The sequence below is a fragment of the Limnohabitans sp. genome, assembly GCF_030158565.1.
Lineage (GTDB): Bacteria > Pseudomonadota > Gammaproteobacteria > Burkholderiales > Burkholderiaceae_C > Limnohabitans_A.
In genome coordinates this window covers 71,078-94,913 of record NZ_JAOASQ010000002.1, presented here as the reverse complement: position 1 = coordinate 94,913, position 23,836 = coordinate 71,078, and the positions used below count along the sequence as shown (strand labels likewise).

Genomic DNA, 23,836 nt, shown 5'->3' with positions numbered 1-23,836 from the left:
AGCGCCGGACTGTTAATCCGTAGGTCCCTGGTTCGAGCCCAGGTTGAGGAGCCAAGTTTCTAAGTTCTGAGCTGCTTAGATTGAAAGTGCCCACTAACAAGTGGGCATTTTTTTTGCTACGCACCGACTACGCACTTCTTGTCCTTCAGACCATTCGCAAGTAAGCTGTGAATCAAGACAGCATCTCTGAGCTGTACAGCTTCAAAACAGCGAATGAGTGAAAAAAAAGACACGACCCACATACTTGTTCCCCACAAGCTCGTCTTGTTTCAGCGTCCACGAAGTCAAGTTTGGCAGTGTCGCTTTCAGATGGATGGAAAGTGGCAACGAGCAAGTACAGGCACTTATGAGTTGAATGAAGCTCGTGAAAAAGCGTTTGATCTGATTCAAGAAGCAGGTTTTCGCAAACGCATGAACTACGTGCCCATCACACGCAGCTTCAAGAATGTCGCTGAGTACACGATCAAAAAACTTGATGAAGCTCGTGACACGCCTAACTTCAAACCCAGCAACGATATTGATCCCCCACTTTGGCTTGACTGTAAATGAAGCCTGCCGGTTTTTTAGCAATAGAAAGTAGTATTTTTCAAACGAAAAAAAGCCTCCAACTGTTATCAGTTGGAGGCTTTTGTACGATCAAATGGTCGGCGTGGCGGGATTCGAACTCGCTACCCCTTGCACCCCATGCAAGTTTTGGCAAATACAAGAAAACTCAATAAAAGCCAAGAAGTCACCCAAGCAATTGAATTTAAACGACTTTTAAGAAATCATCGCAAGAATAACCATCCAATAACATCCATTGCGATACACTTAAAGCCTGCGTTTCGGTTGGGACAATAGTTGGGACAACGAAGACGGCGCAGACTACCGGGGTTTGCTATGGCACTGACGATGTTGGAACTCAAAGCGCTGGGTGCTGCGGACCATGGACGCCGGTTAACTGACGGTGGTTCGCTCAAGGGCAAGGTCTATGTGGCGCGAGACGGCGCCGTGTCGGTTCAATTCCGGTTCGCCTACAAGTTCGGCGGCAAATTTCGCGAAGTGCTGGTCGGCACCTGGCCCAAGGCCGACATCACCACCATTCGCAAAGACCGCGATGCCCTGCGCGTAAAAATCCAAAACGGCATTGACCCTGTAGCACAAAACCAGCTCGTGCGTGAAAAGGTGCAATCCGACCGCGAAGCCGATCAACTGCGCCTGACAGCCGAGCGTGAGGCCGAACTCCTAAAAATCGAAGCAGACCGGCAAGAAGCTGTACATCAGCAGCAATTGCGGCTGCAAGCATTGGCCGAAAAGAACGCACGCATGACTGTTCGCAGCCTCTTTGACCAATGGCAGCGGCTCGAGTTGGTCCAACGCGCCGACAAAGGCAGCGAGGCGCTGCGCTCTTTTGAGCGCGATGTTTTCCCGCTCATCGGCGAGATGGCGGCAGCGGACGTGAGCAAAGCGCACATCCAGGAGATTGTGGACACCATCAAATCACGCGCCACGCCCACACAGAACATGGTGCGCACCGCCAAAAAGACGCTGGCCGACATGCGCCAGATGTTTGGCTTCGCGCTGGATCGGGACTATGTGGATGCCGACCCCACTGCGCGCGTCAAAAAGGCCCGCATCGGTGCTGATGTTGAGCGCGACCGCGTGTTGAGCGAAGGCGAATTGATCCTGCTGTTTCAGAAACTGCCAAAAGCAGGACTTGCAGCCACCAGCCAACTGGCCCTGCTGATTCAATTGGCCACCGCCGCCCGCATCGGCGAAGTGCTGGCTGCGCGCTGGGAGCAGGTGGACTTTGAGCGGCGGAATCTGACGCTCCCCGAAACCAAGAACGGCAAGCGGCATGAAATTTGGCTGAGTGACTTTGCTCTGCGCCAACTAAAGAGCCTGCATGAAAACACCGGCCTAACGCCTTGGCTGTTCCCGGCTACACAAACCAAAAAAGATCAGCCCGAATTTGCGGACCATGTGTGCGTCAAAACCGTGACCAAGCAAGTGGGCGACCGGCAACGCCCCGGTGATGTTCCCATGACCGGCCGCTCTAAGGACGTTGACGCACTGGTACTACCCGGCGGCAAGTGGACACCGCACGACCTGCGCCGAACAGCGGCCACCACCATGGCAGAATTCGGTGCCCTCCCCGATGTAGTTGAAAAGTGTCTTAACCACACCGAGGTGGGCAAGGTCAAACGCATCTACCAACGCGCTCAATACGAAGGGCCTATGCGCGAAGCATGGAAAGTGCTGGGTGGCCGTCTGGGACTACTGCAAGACATGGCTCATGGCCGGGTAACAAATGTCGTTCCATTGCAGAGGGGTCGCTGATACGGAGTCGTTCACATAAAACCTTGAAACCCTCATGAATGCTCAACGGTAGTTCTGGATTAACCGCCCCGAAGAAAGAAAACCATGATTAGTCATTGCCCTGGTAGATCTAATTTTCAGCAAATGTGGGTTTTGATGAACCATGTTGCCATTGAAAGGGGCGCATTTTGAAAAAGCTATTCACCCTTAAAAAATGGCTAACTTTGCAAGAAGCTGCGCGGCACTTAGCCATTGTGTTCGGTGAAGAGGTCTGCGAGGCCGATGTGCTCCGACTTGCCCTAGACGGACATTTGAAGCTGTCCGTTAATTTTGTTAATCACGCTCGGGCATTCAAAGGCAATGTAGTTCCCATTGAAGAGGCGGAATACGAGGAATTTCCGTGGGAATTTTCCCCAAAAATACCGATCCCAGATGAGCACAAGGGCAAGCCCATCAGGGTCATGAAGGGCATAAATCTCGACGGCAAGCGTGTACTAAATCTTGGTAAAGACGTGATGTCACTAGACGGCGTGTATGACCTGGCCATGGTGGGGAATGAGCGCATTGACGTTGAACATCAATACCAAATGCTGACCAACGGCCCATCGGTCACGCTACAGGGCTTGGATGGTGCGTTCGTAATTGGCGATGCCAATACGATGTATCAAATAATTGAAAGTTACGATGAAAACGAGTATCAAGCAGGGTCAATTGGGCACTTGCGCGAGCTAGAGCAGGAGATATTACTCAAGAAGATCAAGCCAGAAAAAGCCAAAGAACTACTTGCGAAGCACAAGGAGGATCGGAAGGCATTTTTGGCCAAAGCCAATGAGCGAAGGGATGCAGGGTGTGACTCCTCTAACTATCATCCTGCAGGTAGCTTGCCGGACGACAGTGTCATGGTGGTTCGCACCGATGCATTAAGGGAGTTTGAGCAGACGATAAATGAGGACAGTGTTTCGGCTGACAAGCCATTGAACACCAATGAACGAAACACTCTACTTACCATCATCGCGGCTCTTTGCGATTACTCTGCTATTGACCCCAAAGCCCGCGGTTCAGCCACCCAAATAGCTAGTATGACTGCGGAACTTGGCGCGCCCGTGACCGACGAGACCATCCTCAAAGCTCTGGTAAAAATTCCAGATGCAGTAGCCCGTCGCATGAAGTAAGGCACTGTTACCGAATTCGGTTTTCACAAACCCGAATTCGGCCCGGATATTTCCTTGTATGAGTTCAATAGCGGCATGTTCAACAACACCAATCAAGGTGCCAACATGCTCAATACCATCCTACGCTTGCCCGCGACCAAGTCGCAGTCGGGTTACTCCCGCTCCACGATTTATCTTCGTATCACACAGGGCTTGTGGACCAAGCAAATCAGCCTTGGGCCGCGAGCCATTGGCTGGCCAGCCGACGAGGTGGCAGCGCTAAACCTAGCGCGCATCTCGAGCAAGTCGGATGACGAAATCCGTGAACTGGTCAAGTCGTTGCACGCCAAGCGGTTAAACATAGCGCACATCTCCGGCAAGAAGGATGACGACATCCGTGAACTGGCCATGTCGTTGCACACCCAGCGAAATGAGCTTATCGCAGCTTTTGGGGTGTCGCAATGAAGACCCCTTCAATTCTCGCAACTCCAGACAACCCTCACAACTGCTCAGAGCAAAACGAGTGCGAAACAGAACAATCCGTACTCCCGACACCGCCCAAACAGCCGCTGGTCTTCACCGTAGTCACCGGCATCAAGCCCGCCCGTCTGACAAAGCTGATTGGTCTTAACGCCCATGGCGGCATGCGCAAAGAAACCTCGGCCATGCTCAGCCGGGGCCATGCGCAGTATGTAGCAGTTGCCGATCTGAACGAACTTAAAACCCACCTTGAGACCTTGACCAGTGCGCAGGCCGTCACCTGGGGCGTCGCCAAAGACGACGCGGTGGAAGTCTGCACACAAGCGGATACCGAGGCGCAGCAAGCAGGTGCCATCGCCCGCACCCGCGAGAACTTCAAGTTCCGTGCCGCACCAGGCGTGATGATGTTGGATCATGACGGCTTGCCCGACGGCGCGTTGTCCCCTCTCCAGTTTCGTGACCAATTGATTGCCGCAGCACCGGCATTGGCCAATGCTCCCATGCTCTGGCGTCCCAGTGCGTCGGCCGGTTGTGTTGACCCAAACGGTGGCGTCTTGTCTGGCTTGACCCGCCACCGGCTCTACATCCCTGTTGCGGACGCGACGCTGATCCCCGAGGCTGGCACAGCCTTGGAGACCCTGCTGTGGGCTACGCCGGGCGCTGGATGGTGCGACATTAGCGTCGCCGGTCAACGCCTGCCACGCTGCTTGGTCGATGTATCGGTATGGCAGCCCGAGCGGCTGGACTTTGCAGGGCCATCGGTCCTGGTGGACGGGGTTACCCGCGCCGGGGTTGAAGGCGTGATTTACGGGGACGCAACGGCCCAATTCAACCTGCGCCTGCTCATTGACAGCGCCACGCCTGCGATCAAGAAGCAAGCCCAAGTAGGACTCAAGGCAGCACGCGCAGCGGTATTAGAAAAATGCGAAGCCGCCCGCCGCAATTGGGTAACAGACAAGGCCCCTGCCCTTGCGCAGAGCCGTGGCATCAAACTGGCACAGGCCACCAATGTGCTGGAGCGCGCTGCCGTGCTCCAGGTACTCATGGGGGATTTTGAACTCACTTGCGCCGACGGTCAGGTGGTCAATGTGGCTCAGCTACTGGACAACCCGCACCGCTGGCACAACACCCGGTTTGCCGACCCATTGGACCCCGATACAGACAAGCGGGTGGCCGTGGCTCGCCTGCTGAACGGTACCCGACCCGACCTGTTTTCTCACCGACACGGCGGCATGCGCTACGAGCTGCGCCGCCAGTCGGCACGGGTTGAATTGGGCCGGGGTATGCGGGTGGACTCCACTGATGCGGTGCTGCAAGTCTTACGCGACCGCAGTGAACTGTTTGACTTTGGCACCAATGCCATTGCCTTTGTTGCCGACGGCAAGGCCACGCCAGTCAGCCGTGACTGGCTGGTAGACCATGCAGGTCGGGTGGCCGAGTTCTACAGCGTCAAGACTGAACGCGATGAAGATGGCAATGTCACTTCGACGCGAGAAATCCCTGAAGACGCACCAACCTACATTGCCAACGCCATCATTGCCAAACACGGCAGCCGCAACTTCCGCAAGCTGACAGCCGTCACCACGGCGCCCACATTGCGACCCGATGGCAGTATTTTTGACGAGCCTGGCCATGACCCAACGACCGGTCTGATGTACGTATCCACCGAAGCCTATCCGTTGGCCGTGCCGTCAGCACCCACCGTCGAACAAGCCCTAGACGCTTTGGCCAAGCTGTGGCACCCGATCCGCTTGTTTCCATTCGCTGACGAAGTCGCCATTGGGGTCACCTTGGCCGCCATGTTGGCCGCTTGTTTGCGCCCGGCACTGCCCACCTGTCCGGCCACGGGCTTTGATGCACCTGCTGCGGGCACTGGCAAAACCTTGTTGGCGAAGTGCATTGGCGCGTTGGCCACTGGCGGTGATGTCGCTGTGCTGCCCCCGACTAATGAAGAGGACGAATGCCGCAAGCGTCTTTTTGCCGCCCTGCGTGGTGGCTCCAAGGTGCTGCTGTGGGACAACGTGCGTGAGCCCCTGGGTAATTCGGTGATCGACTCGTTTTTGACATCGTCCTTGTTTGCCGACCGCGTACTCGGGGTCTCGGAGAACGTGGAACTGCCCAACCGATCCCTGTTTCTGGTGTCGGGGAACAACCTCGTTCTGACGGGTGACACCCACCGCCGGATATTGCTGGCGCGACTGGATGCACAAATTGAAACGCCCTTTAAACGCGAATTCGAGTTTGATCCACTCACCGAAGTTTGTAACAACCGTCAAGCCCTCGTGGTAGCCGCGCTCACAATCGTAAGGGCCTACATCGCCGCTGGCAGGCCAAAGGTTGCTTCGGGGCGTATTGCGTCGTTTGAACTGTGGGACGACCTTGTGCGCCAGCCCTTGTGCTGGCTGAGGGAGCGCATGTTGGAGTCGGCTAGGGATCTGAACGACTTGCCCATGTTTGTTGACCCGGCGGACTCTATTGAGCGTGCTGCGTCCGAAAATCCGGAAACCTCCAAGCTGGCGGCATTGCTGAATGCCTGGATCGCCACCTTTGGCACCACCCCCACGTCACCAGCGCAGGCTATTACCAAAGCGACCGAAGGGTTTGGATCTCAATCCGTACTGTTTGATGCGCTTGATGAAATTGCGGGCCAGAACAGCAAGCTCAACGTGCGGATTTTGGGCCGCTGGCTGGAACGCCACGCTGGTCAGCTTTGCACCGGGTTGCGTCTTGTGCTCGCCAACAAGACCAACGGCTTGAAGCGCTGGACCGTGGTACGTACTGTAGAACGTGCCGCAACAGAAAAGGTCACGCCAATAGTTGCGAGAGTTGCGCCAAGTTGCGAGATTCAGGACATTGACTACACAGCGGCTACAAGTCAACTTGATGACATGGAGATTTTTTGATGACCGAACAGGCTGTCAAAAGTGTGGTGGCGCAACTCGTCGATGCTGGCCTCAACCTCTCCCTGGCATCTGCTGGCGGCCTGGCTGTGGCACCGTCCAGCCACCTGACGGCGGAGCTGCGCAACCTCATCCGCAGCAGCAAGGCAATGCTGATCGACTGGTTAACGGCAGCACATGAGGCCGCCAGCCGCGCATCCGATACACCCGCCAATCCGCAGGACTGGAAAGAACTGGCAACGGCCTACCATACCCACCACTTCAACTGCCCGACTTGCATTGCCGCCGGGCGTGGCTCGCGCTATGGACAACGCTGCGGCGCTGGGATGGCGCTTTGGCGGCTGTATTGCGATTGATCTGAACCTTAGTATTAAAAGCCCACCATGAACACCGCCAACTTGGCCGACGTTCCGGTTAAGGCTGATTGCAGTCATCTACACGATCAAGTCTGGTCGACTGTTATCGACCCATTGCAGTCCTTCGACCTAAAGTTGAAGTGATGGGTTTGTCGCGTTTGCGGTCATTCGAAAAATTAGATTACAAATGTTGTCGCCTTATAGCGGACATTATTTATCTCTGGCGAATTACTCCAAAGCAGTCCTAAGCGGACCACAGGGTTTTGGCATTAAACCGTGCATCCTTTAAGCGCAAAGAGCCAAGCGACTAACCCACTAACTTGCCCCAAGTGCCAACGTTGTAAACCTGTTGATATCCGTTCTTCATGAGCAACAGTTTGGCCATGCCACTCCGGGTTCCACTGGCACAGCACAGAACAACTGGTGCTGACTTGGGAATTTCAGCCAGTCGACGGCCCAGTTCCGGCAAAGGAATGTTGATCGTGCACGGTGCGCAGGCGCTGGCATATTCACCGGCCGACCGCACGTCGACAAATAAAGCGCCTTGATTTTTGAGTTCTGGCAGCATGGCGACCACGCGTCGAGATTTCCACCATTTGTAGCCCCACCACATGGCCAGTGCACCCAAAGGCCAGTATTGTTCAAACGTTTGCTGCAAACTCATGGTCGTCTTTTAAATCTGAATGGTTGAAATGCGATTTATACCGAGATGTGCCAGTTTAAGCTGCGTGTGCATCAACACCTCATCAACGACCGTCAGACGCAGACGTTCTTCGGCGAACCATGTCCCGTGTCATCACGTCAAGTTGGGTGCGGTCCAACGCTTGAATGGCAGCGGGATAGATGTACGTCTCTTCTTCCTGGATGTGGTTTTTGTAGATTTTCTGAAACAACGCTATTGCTACGGTGTCGGTGCGGCTCAAGTCAGTCCAACTCTTTTCATCTGCGTGCGCCACACGATCTAAAATTTCTCGAATATGGCACCAGTTTTTTTCCATTTGAATGTGCTCTTGCTTAAGCCGATACACCAACAGATCCAAACGGCCTTTTTGCAAAGTCAAAACTGCGGGGAAAACGTGAATTTCTTCGTCTAAATGGTGTTGTGGTGCAGCCAAATCGAAATAGCGCATGATATCGCTGGCCGCTGTCGCCGCCTGCATATCCCAACCGGTTGTAGCCAAATGCAGCACAAGTCGTGAGACCAAATTCAGCATTCTTTCAACGCGCTCATGACAAGCCGTAAGCATTTCAAACGGCGCTTCAAAACCGACCCCAGGTGAATGGTGTCCAGGCAATGAAACCCCTACTGGCATTGAATTACCCATGTTCGGCGCCCCAAATATTCACGAAACTGTCAATATCAGGACGCGTTTTAAATGGCTTGCGCTCGCTGACTGTTCCCATGCTCAAAAAACAAATGGCATGTTCACCCGCATGCAGTCCCAAACCCGAACGAAACGATTCTGACTTGAGTGCCTTACCGCTGGTCAACCCCGTTCCATAACCCATGGTGTGGGCGAGCAGCAAAATATTTTGTACCGAACAGCCCGCACTCAAGACGCGCTCGTTCAAGTCAATTTGGGTATCGCCCTTGGTTTCATCGACAATCAAGAGCATCAACAGAGGCGCTCGCATGGCCTTCTCACGGGCTTGTTCAAGTTGCTCAGTCGTAGCGCTGGGATCGCGCTCTCTCAGCGCAAGTGCAAACAGCTCGCCCAAGTCGGCTCTTTTTTGAGCCGGGATGACCAAGAAACGCCAAGGATTGATGAGGTCATGGTCTGGCGCGCAAGCAGCAGCCCGGAACAACTGTTCAAGCTCCTGTTCTGCGGGGCCGGGCGCGACCAACCGTTTAGGCAAAATTGTTTGCCGCGAAGCGATCAAATGACTGACCCCCGTTGGCAAAATAAGCTTGTTCACATCATTCATTCAATGGCTCCACGTGCGGTGTAAACGGCCCAGTCCCACTGTGCGATGAAAGAGAAGCTGACACGAAACCACCAAGCTGGACATCAAACACATGCACGTCGCCCTCTTCAATCACATAATGCCAGCCATGCAGCTTCAAGCGCCCAGCCTCTACCTCGCGCCGGACCATAGGGTAGCCCATCAGACGCTCCAGTTGCAGCACCACGGAACGCTGCTCCGTGCGCAAAAGGGCTTCGGGGCAAGCCTGTACGGGTAATAAGGCGTCGTCGATCAAACGCAACCACTGTTTCAAAGCCTTAGCTTCTTCGGGTACGCCTTCATAAGCTGTGCGAATCGCACCACAGTGACTGTGGCCACACACAATGATGCTTTTGACGTGCAGCATCAGCACCGCAAACTCGATGCCCGCCATGGTGCCGTGCAAACCATGCGTGCCGTCGTAAGGCGGCACCAAGGCACCGACATTACGCACGATGAACAGCTCGCCAGGTCCCGCACCGGTCAGCAAATAGGGAACCAATCGAGAATCAGAGCACCCTATAAACAATGTTTTAGGGTGCTGACCTTGGGCAACCAGGTCCTGGAACCTTTGTTGATGCAACGGAAAATAGTCGGCATGAAAGTGCTGCAAGCGATGCAGCAACTCGTCTGAAGACTCGCTTGACGCAGGAAGGCTCATTGCACCAAGGGCGAAGCATCCCCATCAAGTTCTATGCCCTGCACTTGGGCCAAGCCCACCAGGCGGCGCATATATTGGCCCAAAGCCGTGGCACGCGACTGCCATTGCAAACGAGAAGCAATCTGCGCGGTCAGCTGAGCAAAGCCCGGCAAATGACCGGGATTAATCTCCAGCACATCGACGATGTGAAAACCAAAACGCGTGTGCACCAAACGGGGCCGCAAGCCTGTAGTTTGGCTGGACTCTTGCAAATAAAAAAGCGCTTTGGCAAATTCAGGCGCACAGTCCTCAGGCTTGAGCCAACCCAAATCGCCCCCTTGTGCGCCCGTTGGGCAGTTGGACAATTCTGCGGCCAACTGTGAAAAACGCTCAGGCAAAGCGGCATTACTCGCCAACTCCAGCAAGGCTGTCTCGGCGCGTTGCGCCAAGGCTTGCACGTTCACCCCTGGAGTGACTGCGAACAAGATGTGACGTACCCGCTGGGATTGGCCCACCGTGAATTGTGCTTTGTGGGCGTCGTAGTAACGCTGCGACTCCTCGGGCGTGGGCTGGGGACAAGTGACTTCAGTTTCCAGCATGCGGTCAATCACCTCTTGCTCCTGGGCTTGCAGCGCCGGTGCCGACAAAGCTTCTTGGCCGATCACGGCAGCGGGCAAGAGGCCGAGCCTGACCGCTTCTTGGCGCAGCAGTTCGCCGTAGGCACGCTCCTTCAAGTCGTGCACCTCGAGCTTTTCCCCGGGCGCAGTCAAGGCGATGCCATTGATGGCGGGGGGTACGTTGGTTGCCACAGCCTCCAGAGATTCGGCAACTCGCACCGGCATGGCAGCAGCCGTGCGTTCATAGGCCGATAGGGGCGCTGCGCTGGTGCAGCCACAAGCACCACTGCCGCAGTCGCCTGAGGCCGGAGTCGTAGTTTCAGTCATATTTTCAAGCGTCATGTGTAAGCCTTGTGAGGAGTTATCCAAAGGGTCGAGCACGCATCAGCTGCGGCCAAACGGGGGTCGCGGCGTCATACCGACTCGGCGGCTGCGCACGATTTGGTAAGGCCGCACCACGTAAGCCAGCGTGCCAAAACCACTCCACACATGGACCAGCCGGGTGAATGGAAAGATAAAAAAGATACTCATGCCCAAAAACATATGGGTTTTGAAAATCCAACTGGCTTCAGACAAAAGCTCTACCGCCCCACCTCGGAAAGTGACGGTGCGTTGCGCCCACTCGGCCAGCTTGAGCATCATGCTGCCGTCCAGATGCTGGGCCGACAAAGGAATGGTGGCCAGCCCCAGCGCAAACTGCGCCCACAGCAAGACCAGTAAAACAATGTCACTGGTTTTGCTGTTCACACGGATGCGCACATCAAAGAGGCGGCGATGCAAGAGCAGCGTCACGCCGATGAAACCCAAAAGACCGAAGACGCCGCCTGAAATCATGGCCAGCAATTGTTTGTCGCCGGCACTGATGAAGTGCTCGTACATGAAGTGAGGCATCAGCATGCCCACACTGTGGCCGCCAAACAAAAAGAGTACACCCACATGGAACAAGTTACTGCCCCACCGCAGCTGCCCACCGCGCAGCAACTGTGAAGAATCGCTCTTCCAGGTGTACTGGTCGCGATCAAAGCGGATCAGGCTGCCGAGCAAAAAAACGCTCAGCGCAATGTAGGGATAGATCCCAAAAATGAAGTTATCAAAGTAATTCATGCTGTGACTCCACTCGACGAAGTTGAAGTTTTTCTGACAAAGTGCATCGGCTGCGCTTCACCCGGGCGAGCCTGGCCCCGTGTACTGCAACCGTCGAAGGCCTCAGGTTCGCTCCAGCTCTCGTCAAGCGACTCTTCCGCCACGATCGCAACCGACTGGGCCCTGTGACCAGCGAGCTCCAAAACTGCAGCCAACACCACGGCATAAGGGCTTTCGCGTTTGAGCAGTGCGCTGAAAATGGCATTCAGAATATGGGCCATTTCGCCCAAAAAAGCCTTGGCCACCTCAGGCGTTTGCGTGGAGGCGAACTCCAACACCACACACAAATGGTCAGGCAACTCTTCGGGCGCGAGAAACAAGCCCGATTGCTCATAGGTCTTGGTCAAATCAATCATGGCAGGACCTCGGTCCCGCGAGTCACCATGCACGTGCTCAAACAAATGCAGGCAGGTTGCACGGCCCCGGTCAAAGGTTTCAACGTAACGCGCCTCGGCATCCATCGGATTCAGATGCTGCAGGTGCGCCACCAAAGCTTGGAGTTCAGTGCGACGCGCTGAACTGAGCACAGCTTCTTCGTCCAGCACGGTCATGAGCTGGGGCCATTGCTGCCGCACCCCAGCGTCCGGGTAGGACAGCAACTGGGACAACACGCGCAAGGAGTAACGGATGGGCTTCATGGGAACCTCGCTTTAGACGACAGATTGAATAGGAATCGTGCGGCGCTTGTCGCCACCAAACAGGCTGGGTTCGGACTGGCCGTCAGAGCAACCACTGCCAAACGAGAAGCCGCAGCCGCCGCGCATGTCAAAGGTGTTTTCGGCATACTCGCGGTGCGAGCTGGGAATCACGAAGCGGTCTTCGTAATTGGCAATTGCCATGATGTGGTACATATCTTCTACTTGCGCCACGGTCAAACCGGTTTGCTCTAGCACCGCATGGTTTTCAATACCGTCCACATGCTTGCCACGCTGGTAAGCCCGCATGGCCAGCATGCGCTCCAAGGCACGCGTCACAGGGGCAACGTCGCCGGCAGTCAGCAAGTTGGCCAGGTACTGCACCGGGATGCGCATTTGCGACACATCAGGCAACTCGCCGTTCATCCCGACATGGCCCGCATTGGCCGCGGCCGTGATCGGCGACAGTGGCGGCACGTACCACACCATAGGCAAGGTACGGTACTCGGGGTGCAGCGGCAAGGCGACTTTCCAGTCGATGGCCATTTTGTAGACCGGGCTGTTGCGCGCGCCTTCGAGCCAAGACTCGGGAATGCCGTCCAGGCGCGCCTGTGCGATCACCTTTGGATCATGCGGATTGAGGAAGATGTCCAACTGGGCCTGGTACAGGTCTTTCTCGTTCTCGGTGCTGGCGGCTTCTGCAATCCGGTCCGCGTCGTACAGCACCACGCCCAGGTAGCGGATGCGACCAACGCAAGTTTCGGAGCACACCGTGGGCTGCCCGGCTTCAATGCGGGGATAACAAAAGATGCATTTCTCGGCTTTGCCGCTTTGCCAGTTGTAGTAAATTTTCTTGTACGGGCAACCACTCACGCACATGCGCCAACCCCGGCATTTGTCTTGGTCGATCAACACAATGCCGTCGTCCTCGCGCTTGTAAATAGAGCCCGAGGGGCACGAGGCGACGCAGGTGGGGTTCAGGCAGTGTTCACACAGGCGTGGCAAATACATCATGAAGGTGTTTTCAAACTGGCCGACCATGTCTTTTTGCACCTGATCGAAATTCGCCAAATTGGCGTCTTTGCTGCGTTTGCTGAACTCACCGCCCAGAATTTCTTCCCAATTCGGACCCCATTCAATTTTTTGCATGCGTTGACCCGTGATCAAGCTGCGTGGGCGAGCCGTCGGAGTGGCCCTGGATTCGGGCGCCCCTTGCAGGTGCTCATAGTCGTAGGTGAACGGCTCGTAGTAATCGTCGATTTGGGGCATGTTGGGATTTGCAAAAATCCGCATCAGCAGCTTCCATTTCCCCCCCTGTTTGGGTTCGATCGAACCGTCGGCCTTGCGGGTCCAACCGCCATTCCATTTGTCTTGGTTTTCCCATTCTTTGGGATAGCCGATGCCGGGCTTGGTTTCCACGTTGTTGAACCAAGCGTATTCCACACCCGGGCGACTGGTCCAGACGTTTTTACAGGTGACCGAGCAGGTGTGACAACCGATGCATTTGTCCAAATTCAGGACCATGGCGATTTGTGCGCGAATTTTCATAGTGTTCTCCTTCAAGCCTGAACCGTGACCGGGGCTTCGTCATCGAGCCAATCGACTTTGTGCATCTTGCGTACCACCACAAATTCGTCGCGGTTGGTGCCGATGGTCCCGTAGTAGTTGAAGCCGTAACTGAACTGGGCGTAACCGCCAATCATGTGGGTCGGCTTGGTCACAATGCGCGTCACGGAGTTATGAATACCGCCGCGGATGCCCGTGATCTCAGACCCCGGAGTGTTGATGGTTTTTTCTTGCGCGTGGTACATCATCACCATACCTTGGTTGACTCGCTGACTGACCACCGCGCGAGCGGCAATCGCACCATTGCTGTTGAACAATTCGACCCAGTCGTTGTCCACAATGCCGGCACTGCGTGCATCGACTTCACTCAACCAAATCACGGGTCCACCGCGGTTCAGTGTCAACATGTGCAGGTTGTCGCTGTAGGTGCTGTGGATACCCCATTTCTGGTGTGGCGTGATGAAATTGAGGGAAATTTCCTTGTTGCCGTTAGGACGCCGATTGAGCATCTCGTCCACCGTCTTCAAGTCCACCGGTGGGCGGTAGGTCGTCATGCCTTCGCCAAAGGCCAGCATCCAAGGATGGTCTAAATAGAACTGTTGACGTCCCGTCAGCGTGCGCCAAGGAATGTACTCGTGCACGTTGGTATAGCCCGCGTTGTAAGAGACCTTCTCGCTTTCCAGACCCGACCAGGTGGGTGAGCTGATGATCTTCCGCGGCTGCGCCTGAATATCGCGGAAACGAATCTTTTCATCTTCGCGGTGCAGTGCCAGATGGGTGTGGTCACGCCCGGTGATCTTGCCCAGAGCCTCCCAAGCCTTCACGGCCACATGGCCATTGGTCTCTGGGGCCAGTTGCAGCACCACCTCACAGGCGTCAATGTCGGTTTCAATTTTCGGCATGCCCTGGGTCACACCCTCCGCATGGACTTTGCCATTGAGCTCAGCTAACTGACGCACTTCATCCACCGTGTTCCAGCCAATGCCCTTGCCGCCGTTGCCCATCTTTTCCAACAACGGTCCCAATGCCGTGAAGCGCTTGTAGGTATTGGGGTAATCGCGTTCGATGACAGTAATTTGCGGCGCGGTCACACCCGGAATCAATTCGCACTCACCCTTGCTCCACTCTTTCACGTCCAGGGCTTGCGCCAATTCGGCGGGCGTGTCGTGCATCAAGGGCGTCAGCATCAATTCTTTTTCAACGCCCAAATGGCCTACGCAGACTTCACTGAAAGCTTTAGCGAATCCTTTGTATATTTCCCAATCGCTCTTGCTCTGCCAAGCCGGGTCTACTGCGGTAGACAAAGGGTGAATGAAGGGATGCATGTCACTGGTGTTGAGATCGTTCTTTTCATACCAAGTGGCCGTGGGCAACACGATGTCCGAGTACAGACAGGTCGTGCTCATGCGAAAGTCCAGCGTCACCAACAAGTCCAGCTTGCCTTCAGGCGCTTGGTCATGCCATTGCACTTCTTTGGGTTTGGCCTCTTGGGCGCCCAGGTCTTTGCCCTGCACGCCGTGCGAGGTACCTAACAAATGCTTGAGAAAATATTCGTGACCTTTGCCTGACGAACCCAGAATGTTGGAGCGCCAAACAAACATGTTGCGCGGCCAGTTCAGCGGATGGTCGGGGTCTTCGCAGCTCATTTTCAGACTGCCGTCCTTCAAGGCCTTGACCGCATAGTCTTTCGGATCCATGCCTTGAGCCTGCGCGTCTTTCACCACCTGCATCGGGTTGGTTTGCAACTGCGGCGCACTGGGCAACCAGCCCATGCGCTCGGCGCGCACGTTGTAGTCGATCATGCTGCCGCCAAACTTGGTTTTATCCGCCAAGGGTGACAAGATTTCTTCGACACCCAATCGCTCATAACGCCACTGATCGGTGTGCGCATAAAAGAAACTGGTGCTGTTCATCTGGCGTGGTGGGCGCACCCAATCCAGTGCAAAGGCCAGCGCCGTCCAGCCGGTTTGTGGACGCAGTTTTTCCTGACCCACATAGTGGGCCCAGCCGCCGCCACTTTGACCAATGCAACCGCACATCATCAGCATGTTGATAATGCCGCGGTAGTTCATGTCGCTGTGGTACCAATGGTTCATGGCCGCGCCAATGATGATCATGGATTTGCCGCGTGTTTTGTCAGCGTTATCGGCAAATTGACGCGCCACGGCAATCACCTGATCGCGTTTCACACCCGTGATTTTTTCTTGCCATGCAGGGGTGTAAGGGGCGTCATCGTCGTAACTGGTGGCCGCCTCTTCGCCAGCAAGGCCTCGTGCCACGCCGTAATTGGCAGCAGTCAGGTCAAACACCGTGGCGACCAGCGCATAGCGCTCTTCACCGGCCTTGCCCAGCTTGATGCGCCGCACCGGCACCTTGCGCACCAACACGTCATCCACTGCACTGGCTTGCTTGTTGGCACTGAAGTTCGGCGTATCAATCCCGCCAAAGTACGGGAAAGCCACCTCACCGACTTCGTACTCGCTGCCCTCACCCTCCATCAAACTCAACTTGAGCTTGACCTCGTTGTCTCCTCGCGCCTCTTTGTTTTCTAAATTCCATTTGCCGGCATCACTGCGGCCTTCCGCACCCCAACGAAACCCGATCGAACCATTGGGCAACACCACGCGGTCCGTCTGGTCGAGCGCCACGGTTTTCCACTCAGGGTTGTTGTCTTGTCCCAATTTGCCGTTGAAGTCACTGGCGCGCAAATAACGCCCTGGCACATTGACCTTGCGGCCATCGGCCAGCGTGCGCTCTTCGAGCTGTACCAAATTGGGCATGTCCGTATAGCGGCGCACATAGTCGTCAAAGTAAGCGCTGCGCTTGTCAAAGTAAAACTCTTTGAGGATCACATGGCCCATGGCCATGGCAATGGCGGCATCGGTGCCCTGCTTGGGATGCATCCACAAATCGGCCAGTTTGCTGATCTCGGCATAGTCAGGTGTGATGGCCACGGTCTTGGCGCCCTTGTAGCGCACCTCGGTGAAGAAGTGGGCATCGGGCGTGCGCGTTTGCGGCACGTTGGAGCCCCAAGCAATGATGTAAGTGGAGTTGTACCAATCGGCCGATTCGGGCACATCGGTCTGCTCACCCCAGACCTGCGGGCTGGCCGGTGGCAAATCGCAGTACCAGTCGTAAAAACTCATGCTGACGCCACCAATCAACGACAAGTACCGGCTGCCGGCCGCGTAACTGATCATGGACATGGCCGGGATCGGCGAAAAACCAATGATGCGGTCAGCGCCGTATTTCTTCACGGTGTAGACGTTGGCACTGGCAATGATCTGGTTGACCTCCTCCCAAGTGCTGCGCACAAAGCCACCCAGGCCGCGCTGCTTTTGCCATTCGAGTCGGGCATCGGCGTTCTCGACAATGCTGGACCATGCATCGACCGGACTCTTGGCCACCGCCAATGCGGCGCGCCAATGCTTGAGCAACCGGGCGCGGATCATGGGGTACTTGACCCGGTTGGCGCTGTAAAGATACCAAGAGTAGGAGGCGCCCCGTGCACAACCGCGCGGTTCGTGGTTGGGTAAATCTGGGCGAGTGCGCGGGTAATCGGTTTGCTGGGTTTCCCAAGTGACGATGCCGCCCTTGACATAAATTTTCCACGAACACGAGCCGGTGCAATTGACCCCGTGGGTGCTGCGCACAATTTTGTCATGCGCCCAGCGGTCACGGTAAGCATCTTCCCAGGTGCGGTCCTCACCAGTGGTCACGCCGTGGCCACCCGAAAAGGTCTCTTTGGGGTTAGAAAAATAATTCAATCGATCCAGAAAATGGCTCATTTTTATCTCCAATTCAGCGGGGCCATTCAGACCCCTTTGCAAACAGTTTTCAAGCAGCTTTAGGGGTTGCGGATTTCGGAACCTGCGCGCAGATAGAACCACCAGTTCAGTACCAGACACAGCGCATAAAAAATGGCAAAGCCGTACATGGCCATTTGCGGTGTGCCGGCCTTGATCTGGGCGCCAATCACCACCGGTGCAATGAAGGCGCCGTAGGCTGCGATGGCGGAAGTCCAACCCAAGACAGGGCCAGCCTGTGTGCGGTCAAAGATCACACCGATGGTGCGGAAAGTGGAGCCGTTGCCGACACCACTGGCGGTGAACAACACAATGAACAACGCCATGAAGGGCATGAAGTACTGCTCGGGCGTGGCCGAACCGTAGGCCAACAACATCACATAACCCACCGCCACCGAAGCCAGCACCATCACCGCCGAGATGGCCTGCGTGACGATGGAGCCGCCGATCTTGTCGGACACCCAGCCGCCAATGGGCCGAACCAGGGCGCCGACAAAGGGGCCAATCCAGGCGTAGGTCAGGGCCGAGGGGGCGTGCGGGTTTTTCAGTGTGTGCTGCATGATGCCCGCCGCATCAGGTACGTGGCTGATGCCGAAGATCACCGTGATGGACAGGGGCAGCGCCATCGAGAAACCGATGAAGGAGCCGAAGGTGACGATGTACAAGAGCGTGAGCGACCAGGTGTGCTTATTGCCAAAGATGGCGAACTGCTTGGCGATGTTTTCCTTCATCGCGCCAAAGGCGGCCAACTTCATCACCATCAGCGTGCTGAACACGATCAAGGGCATGGCAATCCACATGTTCAGAATGCCCAGACCCGTGGGGGCTGGGAGGTACAGGTACAGGCCCAGACCAGCGGGCACAAAGGACAGGGTGTAGAGCCAGATGATCTTGATGAAGGCGGCCATCGTGCCGCCGCTGTCAGGCGTCACCGTGTTCAAGTTGTTCATGCCAAAGTAAGCCAGCACCGACAAAGGGATCAGCGACAGCAACCAGGCAAAGCCAGCGTTCTGGATCCAGGTGGGGGTACCCGCCAGGATCTTGCCCAGAATCCAGCCGCTGTCTTTCACCAGCACCATGGCGTCACCGCCCATGCCACCGAACAGGCTCATGGTCATCACCAGCGGAATCACGATCTGCATGGTGGTCACGCCAAAGTTGCCCAGACCGGCATTCAGGCCCAGCGCCGTGCCCTGCAAGCGCTTGGGGAAAAAGGTGCTGATATTGGACATGGAGCTGGCAAAGTTGCCACCGCCCACGCCCGACCAAAGGGCCATCAACTGGAAGGTCCACAGCGGCCACTCCGGGTGCTGCAGCACGATGCCGGTGCCCACGGCTGGGGCCAACAGCATGGCCGTGGTCAGGAAGATGGTGTTGCGGCCACCGGCCACGCGTATCAAAAAGGAGGCCGGGATGCGCATGGTGGCCCCGGCCAAACCGGCAATGGCGGTCAGCGAGAACAACTCAGCCTGCGTGAACGGAAAGCCCAGGTTGAGCATCTGCACGGTGATGATGCCCCACATGCCCCAGATGGCGAAGCCGCACAGCAGCGCCGGCACTGAAATCCAGAGGTTGCGGTAGGCTATTTTTTTACCGGTGCTGGCCCAGAACTTCTCGTCCTCAGGGCGCCAGTCGGTGATGTCGGCAGAATGGGCGGCTGCGGGTGCCGAATACGGTTTCATAGGTTTTCCTTTGCTGGGGGTTCAGGCACGCAAGCCGGGTTGTGTGATGTCGGCGGGGGCTTGGCCCATCACATCGGTGCGGCGCACTTCGGTCCAATACATCCAGATAAGCGACACCCAGACCACGCCGTACATCAACATGAAAGCGCTACTGCGCACGCCGGTCAGATCAACCAAAGCACCAAACAGGATGGGCAGGACAAAACCGCCAAGACCGCCGGCCAAACCCACGATGCCGCTGATGGCACCAATATTGTGTGGATAGTCGTTAGCGATGTATTTGAAGACGCTGGCTTTGCCAAAAGCAAACGCAATGCCCAAGATGAACATCAGCCCCGTGAAGGCGTACACATTCAAACCAATGACGAAAGTCTGCGGCCCATTGACCGTGGAGATGGTGAACTCAGTTTGCGGATAGGACAGCAGGAACAGGCAGATCCAACTGACCCACAACACCCACCAGGTAACGCCGTGCGCACCGTATTTATCGCTGAGCACGCCGCCTACAGCGCGCAGGACACCACCAGGCAGTGAGAAGCAAGCCGCCAGCAATGCGGCCACCCGGATGTCCAAGCCGTACTCACCAATGTAGTACTGCACCATCCACAAGGCCAGGGCCACATAGCCACCAAACACGATGCTGTAGTACTGGCAGTACTTGAGTACCCGCGGATCCTTGAGCGCCTGCAGTTGTTCTTTGAACGGCACTTGGCTCTTAACCAAGTGTGCGGGATCGCTGTGACTGAACAGCCAAAACACCAGCACCGTGGCCGCCATGATGATGGCGTAAACCTGCGGCACCGCAGCCCAGCCAAAAGCCACCAAAATCACAGGGGCGACAAATTTGTTGACGGCTGAGCCGGAGTTACCCGCGCCGTAAACGCCCATGGCCATGCCTTGCTGCTTTTGGGGGAACCAACGCGCAACATAAGGCGTGCCCACCGAGAACGAACCGCCCGCCAAGCCCACAAACAGGCCAATGACCAGGAAATGCCAGTACGCCGTGGCATAGGACATGAGCCAGATGGCCGGCACCGTCAGGGCCATCAACACCGTCATCACAATGCGCCCGCCATAACGGTCGGTCCAAATCCCCAGGGGCACCCGCACCAACGAGCCCGTCAAAACGGGCATAGCCATCAGCAAACCAAACTGCGTGGCATTGAGGTTCAGCATTTTCTTGATCGGCACGCCGATCACGCCAAACATCATCCACACCATGAAGCACACCGTGAAGGCCAGGGTGCTGACAATCAACACCGACCAGGCTTTGCGCTGCTGCAGCAATTCGTTCGCCATTTTTAATTCTCCAAACTCATGCATGGAGTGTGGTTTTTTGGCGAGGCCTTGGGTATCCACCTGAAGGTCAGGCGGGCCCCACGCAAAAGGAGGATGAAGTACCGGCCTTCATCCTCCCTTGGAACTACGGGGTTTGATGTGGATCAAGTCAATCGATGACTGGCCACAAAAATGGCGATTTGAACGCGCGAGGTCAGGTTCAATTTTTTGAAAATATGCTGAATGTGGATCTTCACCGTGGTCTCGGCAATGTCCAATTCGCGGGCGATGTGCTTGTTGCTCAAGCTCTTGGCGATCAAAAAGAAGATGTCTTTTTCACGGGGCGACAATTTCTCTAATTCCTGCAAAGGATGCACGAGGTTGGGCGTCGTGAATGAGGCGAATCCCGCTTCGACACTGGACCCGTACGCGGGTTGGCGCAAGCCCGAAACCAACTTATTCAGCATCGCTGGGCTGATGACCGAGTGCCCATCGTGCACCTGAACCAAGGCATCACACAGTTGCTCGGTCTCTGCCGTTTTCAGCAAATAGCCATCGGCACCATTTTGCAAAGCTTTGGACAAGTCCTCTTCGTCTTCACTCACCGTGAGCATCAAAATGCGCAGCTCGGCGCAAGCGTCTTTGAACGCGCCAATCGCATCCACGCCTTTGACACCCGGCAAATGGTTGTCAAGCAGCAGCAAGTCAGGCTGGATTTTGTCCAGCATACGCAATGCCTCCCCCACATCCGCGGCTTCGCCCACGACTTGAAAGCGTTCGTCCTGCGAGAGTAAGGCGATCAAGCCGCGACGAAACAACGTGTGATCATCGACAACAAGAAGCTGAATGGGTCCGGTCATGGCAATGGGGACAGCAGCGCTGCCGTGGTTAATTTGAGTTTAGGTGGCAGCGTGGTGGGCACCCGCAGCGTCACCGTTGTGCCTTGCCCGACCACGGACGCCACCGTCACTGTGGCACCAATCTGCTGGGCCCGCTCCTGCATGATTTTCAAGCCGACTTGCAACTCGCTGCGTTGGCTCACTTCGCTAAAGCCCACGCCATCGTCACGCACCCAAAACTGCCAGGGCTCGCCTTTGTGAATTGCGATTTCGACACCTCGGGCATTGGCATGTTTGCGCACGTTGGACAAAGCTTCTTGCAAAACATGCAACACATGGATTTGCACATCTTGCGGCAACGGCAGGCCTTCGCCCGTGACCTTGCGGCTGACCAAAAGACCTGTCTGATGCTGGAATTTTTGCAGCGTTTCTTGCACGGCGCGGTCAATGTCATCGGCTTGGGTGCGGGTACGGAAATGCACCAACAATTCACGCACATCGGCAATGCTTTCCTTCAGGCCGCTGTCGAGTTCATCCAAAGCCAAAGCAGTTTTGGCACTGTCCTGTTTGGACATGGCCGTACGCAGCAATTGCACCTGTATTTTGAGAAATGCCAGGGACTGCGCAATCGAATCATGCAATTCACGCGCAAGCAAAGAACGCTCACCCGCAATCGCCGCCTCCCTGTCCAAAGCCACTGCGCGCAAGCCCTCGACGGCAGTGGCCAAGTGGCTGGCCAGGGTGTCCATCAACTCCAACTCTTCTGCCGCCAAGCTGACCTGACTTTTGTAGAACAGGTTGATTTCACCCAACACTTTGCTGTGCATGCGCACGGGCACTGAAATCATGCTCACATAGCCTAGGCGCGCGCAGTGCTGCAAAGGTGCCACGTCACTGCTCAGGATCGGAATCACCCGCGAACGGGCATCTGGCCCCGGCTGGCCGCAGGCGCAAGCCCCGGCTTTCAGGCATTTTTCTTCCTCTTGCAGCACCTGCGGAAACTCATCGCTGGCCAGCAGCAACAGCTTGCTGGCGTCTTCGCCCGACCACCGCAAGGCGATCGCATCGGCCTTCATCAGCCCTCTGACACGTTGTGCAAACCCTTGTGTAAGCTGGCTCAGTTCATTGGTTTGTGACAAAAAAGCACTGACCCCATACAGCGCCTCCAAGCGTTCTTTTTGCGCTGCGATGCGCTGCGTTTTGGCCTGCACCTGCAATTCCAGGTTGCCGTACAGGGATTGCAATGTGGCGGCCATGCGGTTAAAGCCCGAGGCGACCTGACCGAACTCGTCATTGGACGCCACATCAACCCGCGTGGAAAATTGAGCGGATTCGATTTTTTGCAACCCATCGCGCAAATTGCCCAGCGGATTAATCACATACATGTAACCCGTGTACAACATGACCACCGCGCCACCAATGGCCAAGGCCATCATGACAAACTGAAACAGGTTGAGGATCGCCGTCAAGTCGGCCATTTGGGCTTCAATCGACAAGACAAAACGGTCAATTGCCACCAAGAAGGTGTTGGCATGCTGAACCAAGCTGACATGGTCCAGCGCCGGACTGGCGAGAAATCGCTTTTTTTGGTTGTGCCACAAGCGCTCCACTTCGATGTAGCGCTGCCTGACTGCAGGGTCCCAGGGCACAAACAGGGGGCGAGAGGCGTCGCCGTTTTTGAGCACGTCCATGCTGCGGTCAAACTCACGGGTCAAGGCTTGTATTTGTGCCTGCGGCAGTTGCGCTTGCACCTCACTGGTCAGGCGCCAAGTCTGCATGCGCATGCGCCCGGCCTCATTCAGAGCTGCCGCCCCGCCACTGAGTTTCCAGGTAACCCACAAAGTCAGGCCAATCGAAACGAGCGCGATCACCAGCAAGCCAACGCCAATGCGCACCAGTTTGGCTGACAGCGAGGCTGTAGTTCTCATGAACGGGGACTTGGCTTTGCCGCCTTGGGCTTGAACGTCAGGGCTTGCAACTGGCCCAGTGGGGCGGGTGTCGCGTCCATCAAATCGGCCAAGGTAATCCCATCAAGTTTGGCAAAAAAAGCTTCCAGCGCCTCGGCCAAAACCTGCTTCAAATGGCATGAAGGCAACAAGGCGCAGTGGCTTGGCCCTTCGCCGAAGCACTCGACCATTTGAAAATCGGTTTCGGTTTTGCGCACCACTTCACCCAAAACAATCTGCGCTGCAGGCCGCCCCAGGCGAAGGCCGCCTCCGCGCCCACGGCTGGTTAGCAAATAGCCATCGGCGGCCAGTGTCATGACAATTTTGGTCAGGTGGCTTTTGGAAATGTCGTGCTGGTCTGCGATCGCCTGAATGGTCGCCACGCTTTCTTGTGACTCGCATTGCGCGCAATACATCAGTACACGCAAACTGTAATCGGTCCAATAGGTCAATCGCATCGTTCTGAAGTCCTAGTTCCTGAGGGGGATGCCTCAAATATTCATTACGAGTGCATTTTATGGTCAAGCCGTTGAAAAACATGAACGCCTGAACTGG

Annotated in this window: 20 protein-coding genes; 6 read left to right on the top strand and 14 right to left on the bottom strand. The window is 55.9% G+C overall.

All coding sequences use genetic code 11. From position 1 onward, the window contains the following. Positions 1 to 213: 213 nt before the first annotated feature. From Q1W40_RS00480 to Q1W40_RS00455, 6 genes are all read left to right on the top strand, one after another. Positions 214 to 549, top strand: coding sequence for a hypothetical protein (locus tag Q1W40_RS00480; protein WP_300707737.1), 336 nt, complete (start codon positions 214 to 216; stop codon positions 547 to 549). 342 nt (positions 550 to 891) lie between these two features. Beyond that, positions 892 to 2,319 carry a site-specific integrase gene (locus Q1W40_RS00475; RefSeq protein WP_300707735.1) on the top strand — a complete coding sequence of 476 codons (1,428 nt, stop codon included), beginning with the start codon at positions 892 to 894 and terminating at the stop codon, positions 2,317 to 2,319. A gap of 167 nt (positions 2,320 to 2,486) precedes the next feature. Continuing rightward, positions 2,487 to 3,470, top strand: coding sequence for a hypothetical protein (locus Q1W40_RS00470; protein WP_300707733.1), 984 nt, complete (start codon positions 2,487 to 2,489; stop codon positions 3,468 to 3,470). A gap of 75 nt (positions 3,471 to 3,545) precedes the next feature. Continuing rightward, the gene (locus Q1W40_RS00465; RefSeq protein WP_300707732.1) at positions 3,546 to 3,914 is read left to right on the top strand and encodes an AlpA family phage regulatory protein; all 369 of its coding nucleotides are present in this window, start codon (positions 3,546 to 3,548) and stop codon (positions 3,912 to 3,914) included. Between the two features lie 179 nt (positions 3,915 to 4,093). Continuing rightward, the gene (locus tag Q1W40_RS00460) at positions 4,094 to 6,832 is read left to right on the top strand and encodes a hypothetical protein (RefSeq protein ID WP_300707730.1); all 2,739 of its coding nucleotides are present in this window, start codon (positions 4,094 to 4,096) and stop codon (positions 6,830 to 6,832) included. After that, on the top strand, positions 6,832 to 7,185 hold the full coding sequence (locus Q1W40_RS00455; protein ID WP_300707728.1) for a hypothetical protein: 354 nt from the start codon (positions 6,832 to 6,834) through the stop codon (positions 7,183 to 7,185). Before Q1W40_RS00460 ends, Q1W40_RS00455 begins: the two co-directional genes overlap by 1 nt. A 307-nt stretch (positions 7,186 to 7,492) precedes the next feature. On the opposite strand, the gene Q1W40_RS00450 is transcribed toward Q1W40_RS00455, so the two are convergent. The 14 genes from Q1W40_RS00450 to Q1W40_RS00390 all read right to left on the bottom strand — a co-directional run bounded on the left by Q1W40_RS00450 (position 7,493) and on the right by Q1W40_RS00390 (position 23,739). Beyond that, entirely contained in the window at positions 7,493 to 7,849 is a 357-nt protein-coding gene (locus tag Q1W40_RS00450) for a rhodanese-like domain-containing protein (protein WP_300707726.1), read from the bottom strand. 82 nt (positions 7,850 to 7,931) lie between these two features. Then, positions 7,932 to 8,510, bottom strand: coding sequence for a hemerythrin domain-containing protein (locus Q1W40_RS00445; protein ID WP_300707724.1), 579 nt, complete (start codon positions 8,508 to 8,510; stop codon positions 7,932 to 7,934). Beyond that, entirely contained in the window at positions 8,503 to 9,111 is a 609-nt protein-coding gene (locus Q1W40_RS00440; protein ID WP_300707722.1) for a nitroreductase, read from the bottom strand. The genes Q1W40_RS00445 and Q1W40_RS00440 overlap by 8 nt, the downstream gene beginning before the upstream one ends. After that, positions 9,104 to 9,790: a carbonic anhydrase gene (locus Q1W40_RS00435; protein ID WP_300707720.1), complete on the bottom strand. Its 687-nt coding sequence runs from the start codon at positions 9,788 to 9,790 to the stop codon at positions 9,104 to 9,106. The genes Q1W40_RS00440 and Q1W40_RS00435 overlap by 8 nt, the downstream gene beginning before the upstream one ends. Continuing rightward, on the bottom strand, positions 9,787 to 10,713 hold the full coding sequence (locus Q1W40_RS00430; RefSeq protein WP_300707718.1) for a peptidylprolyl isomerase: 927 nt from the start codon (positions 10,711 to 10,713) through the stop codon (positions 9,787 to 9,789). Before Q1W40_RS00430 ends, Q1W40_RS00435 begins: the two co-directional genes overlap by 4 nt. Positions 10,714 to 10,770: 57 nt before the next feature. Next, complete coding sequence (gene narI / locus Q1W40_RS00425; protein WP_300707716.1) at positions 10,771 to 11,490, bottom strand: respiratory nitrate reductase subunit gamma; 720 nt, start codon at positions 11,488 to 11,490, stop codon at positions 10,771 to 10,773. After that, the gene (gene narJ / locus Q1W40_RS00420; protein ID WP_300707713.1) at positions 11,487 to 12,167 is read right to left on the bottom strand and encodes a nitrate reductase molybdenum cofactor assembly chaperone; all 681 of its coding nucleotides are present in this window, start codon (positions 12,165 to 12,167) and stop codon (positions 11,487 to 11,489) included. Before narJ ends, narI begins: the two co-directional genes overlap by 4 nt. 12 nt (positions 12,168 to 12,179) lie before the next feature. After that, entirely contained in the window at positions 12,180 to 13,712 is a 1,533-nt protein-coding gene (gene narH, locus Q1W40_RS00415; protein WP_300707711.1) for a nitrate reductase subunit beta, read from the bottom strand. A gap of 11 nt (positions 13,713 to 13,723) precedes the next feature. Continuing rightward, positions 13,724 to 17,518, bottom strand: coding sequence for a nitrate reductase subunit alpha (locus tag Q1W40_RS00410; protein ID WP_300707709.1), 3,795 nt, complete (start codon positions 17,516 to 17,518; stop codon positions 13,724 to 13,726). A gap of 59 nt (positions 17,519 to 17,577) precedes the next feature. Next, a complete protein-coding gene (locus Q1W40_RS15130; RefSeq protein ID WP_366146328.1) occupies positions 17,578 to 19,218 on the bottom strand; it encodes an antiporter in 1,641 nt (546 codons plus the stop codon). Between the two features lie 21 nt (positions 19,219 to 19,239). After that, entirely contained in the window at positions 19,240 to 20,517 is a 1,278-nt protein-coding gene (locus tag Q1W40_RS15125; protein WP_366146327.1) for a nitrate/nitrite transporter, read from the bottom strand. A 143-nt stretch (positions 20,518 to 20,660) separates the two neighbouring features. Beyond that, a complete protein-coding gene (locus Q1W40_RS00400; protein ID WP_300707707.1) occupies positions 20,661 to 21,356 on the bottom strand; it encodes a response regulator in 696 nt (231 codons plus the stop codon). After that, positions 21,353 to 23,263 (bottom strand): type IV pili methyl-accepting chemotaxis transducer N-terminal domain-containing protein, encoded by a 1,911-nt coding sequence (locus Q1W40_RS00395; RefSeq protein ID WP_300707705.1) that lies wholly within the window; start codon positions 23,261 to 23,263, stop codon positions 21,353 to 21,355. Before Q1W40_RS00395 ends, Q1W40_RS00400 begins: the two co-directional genes overlap by 4 nt. Beyond that, positions 23,260 to 23,739 (bottom strand): Rrf2 family transcriptional regulator, encoded by a 480-nt coding sequence (locus Q1W40_RS00390; RefSeq protein WP_300707703.1) that lies wholly within the window; start codon positions 23,737 to 23,739, stop codon positions 23,260 to 23,262. The genes Q1W40_RS00395 and Q1W40_RS00390 overlap by 4 nt, the downstream gene beginning before the upstream one ends. Positions 23,740 to 23,836 lie beyond the last annotated feature (97 nt).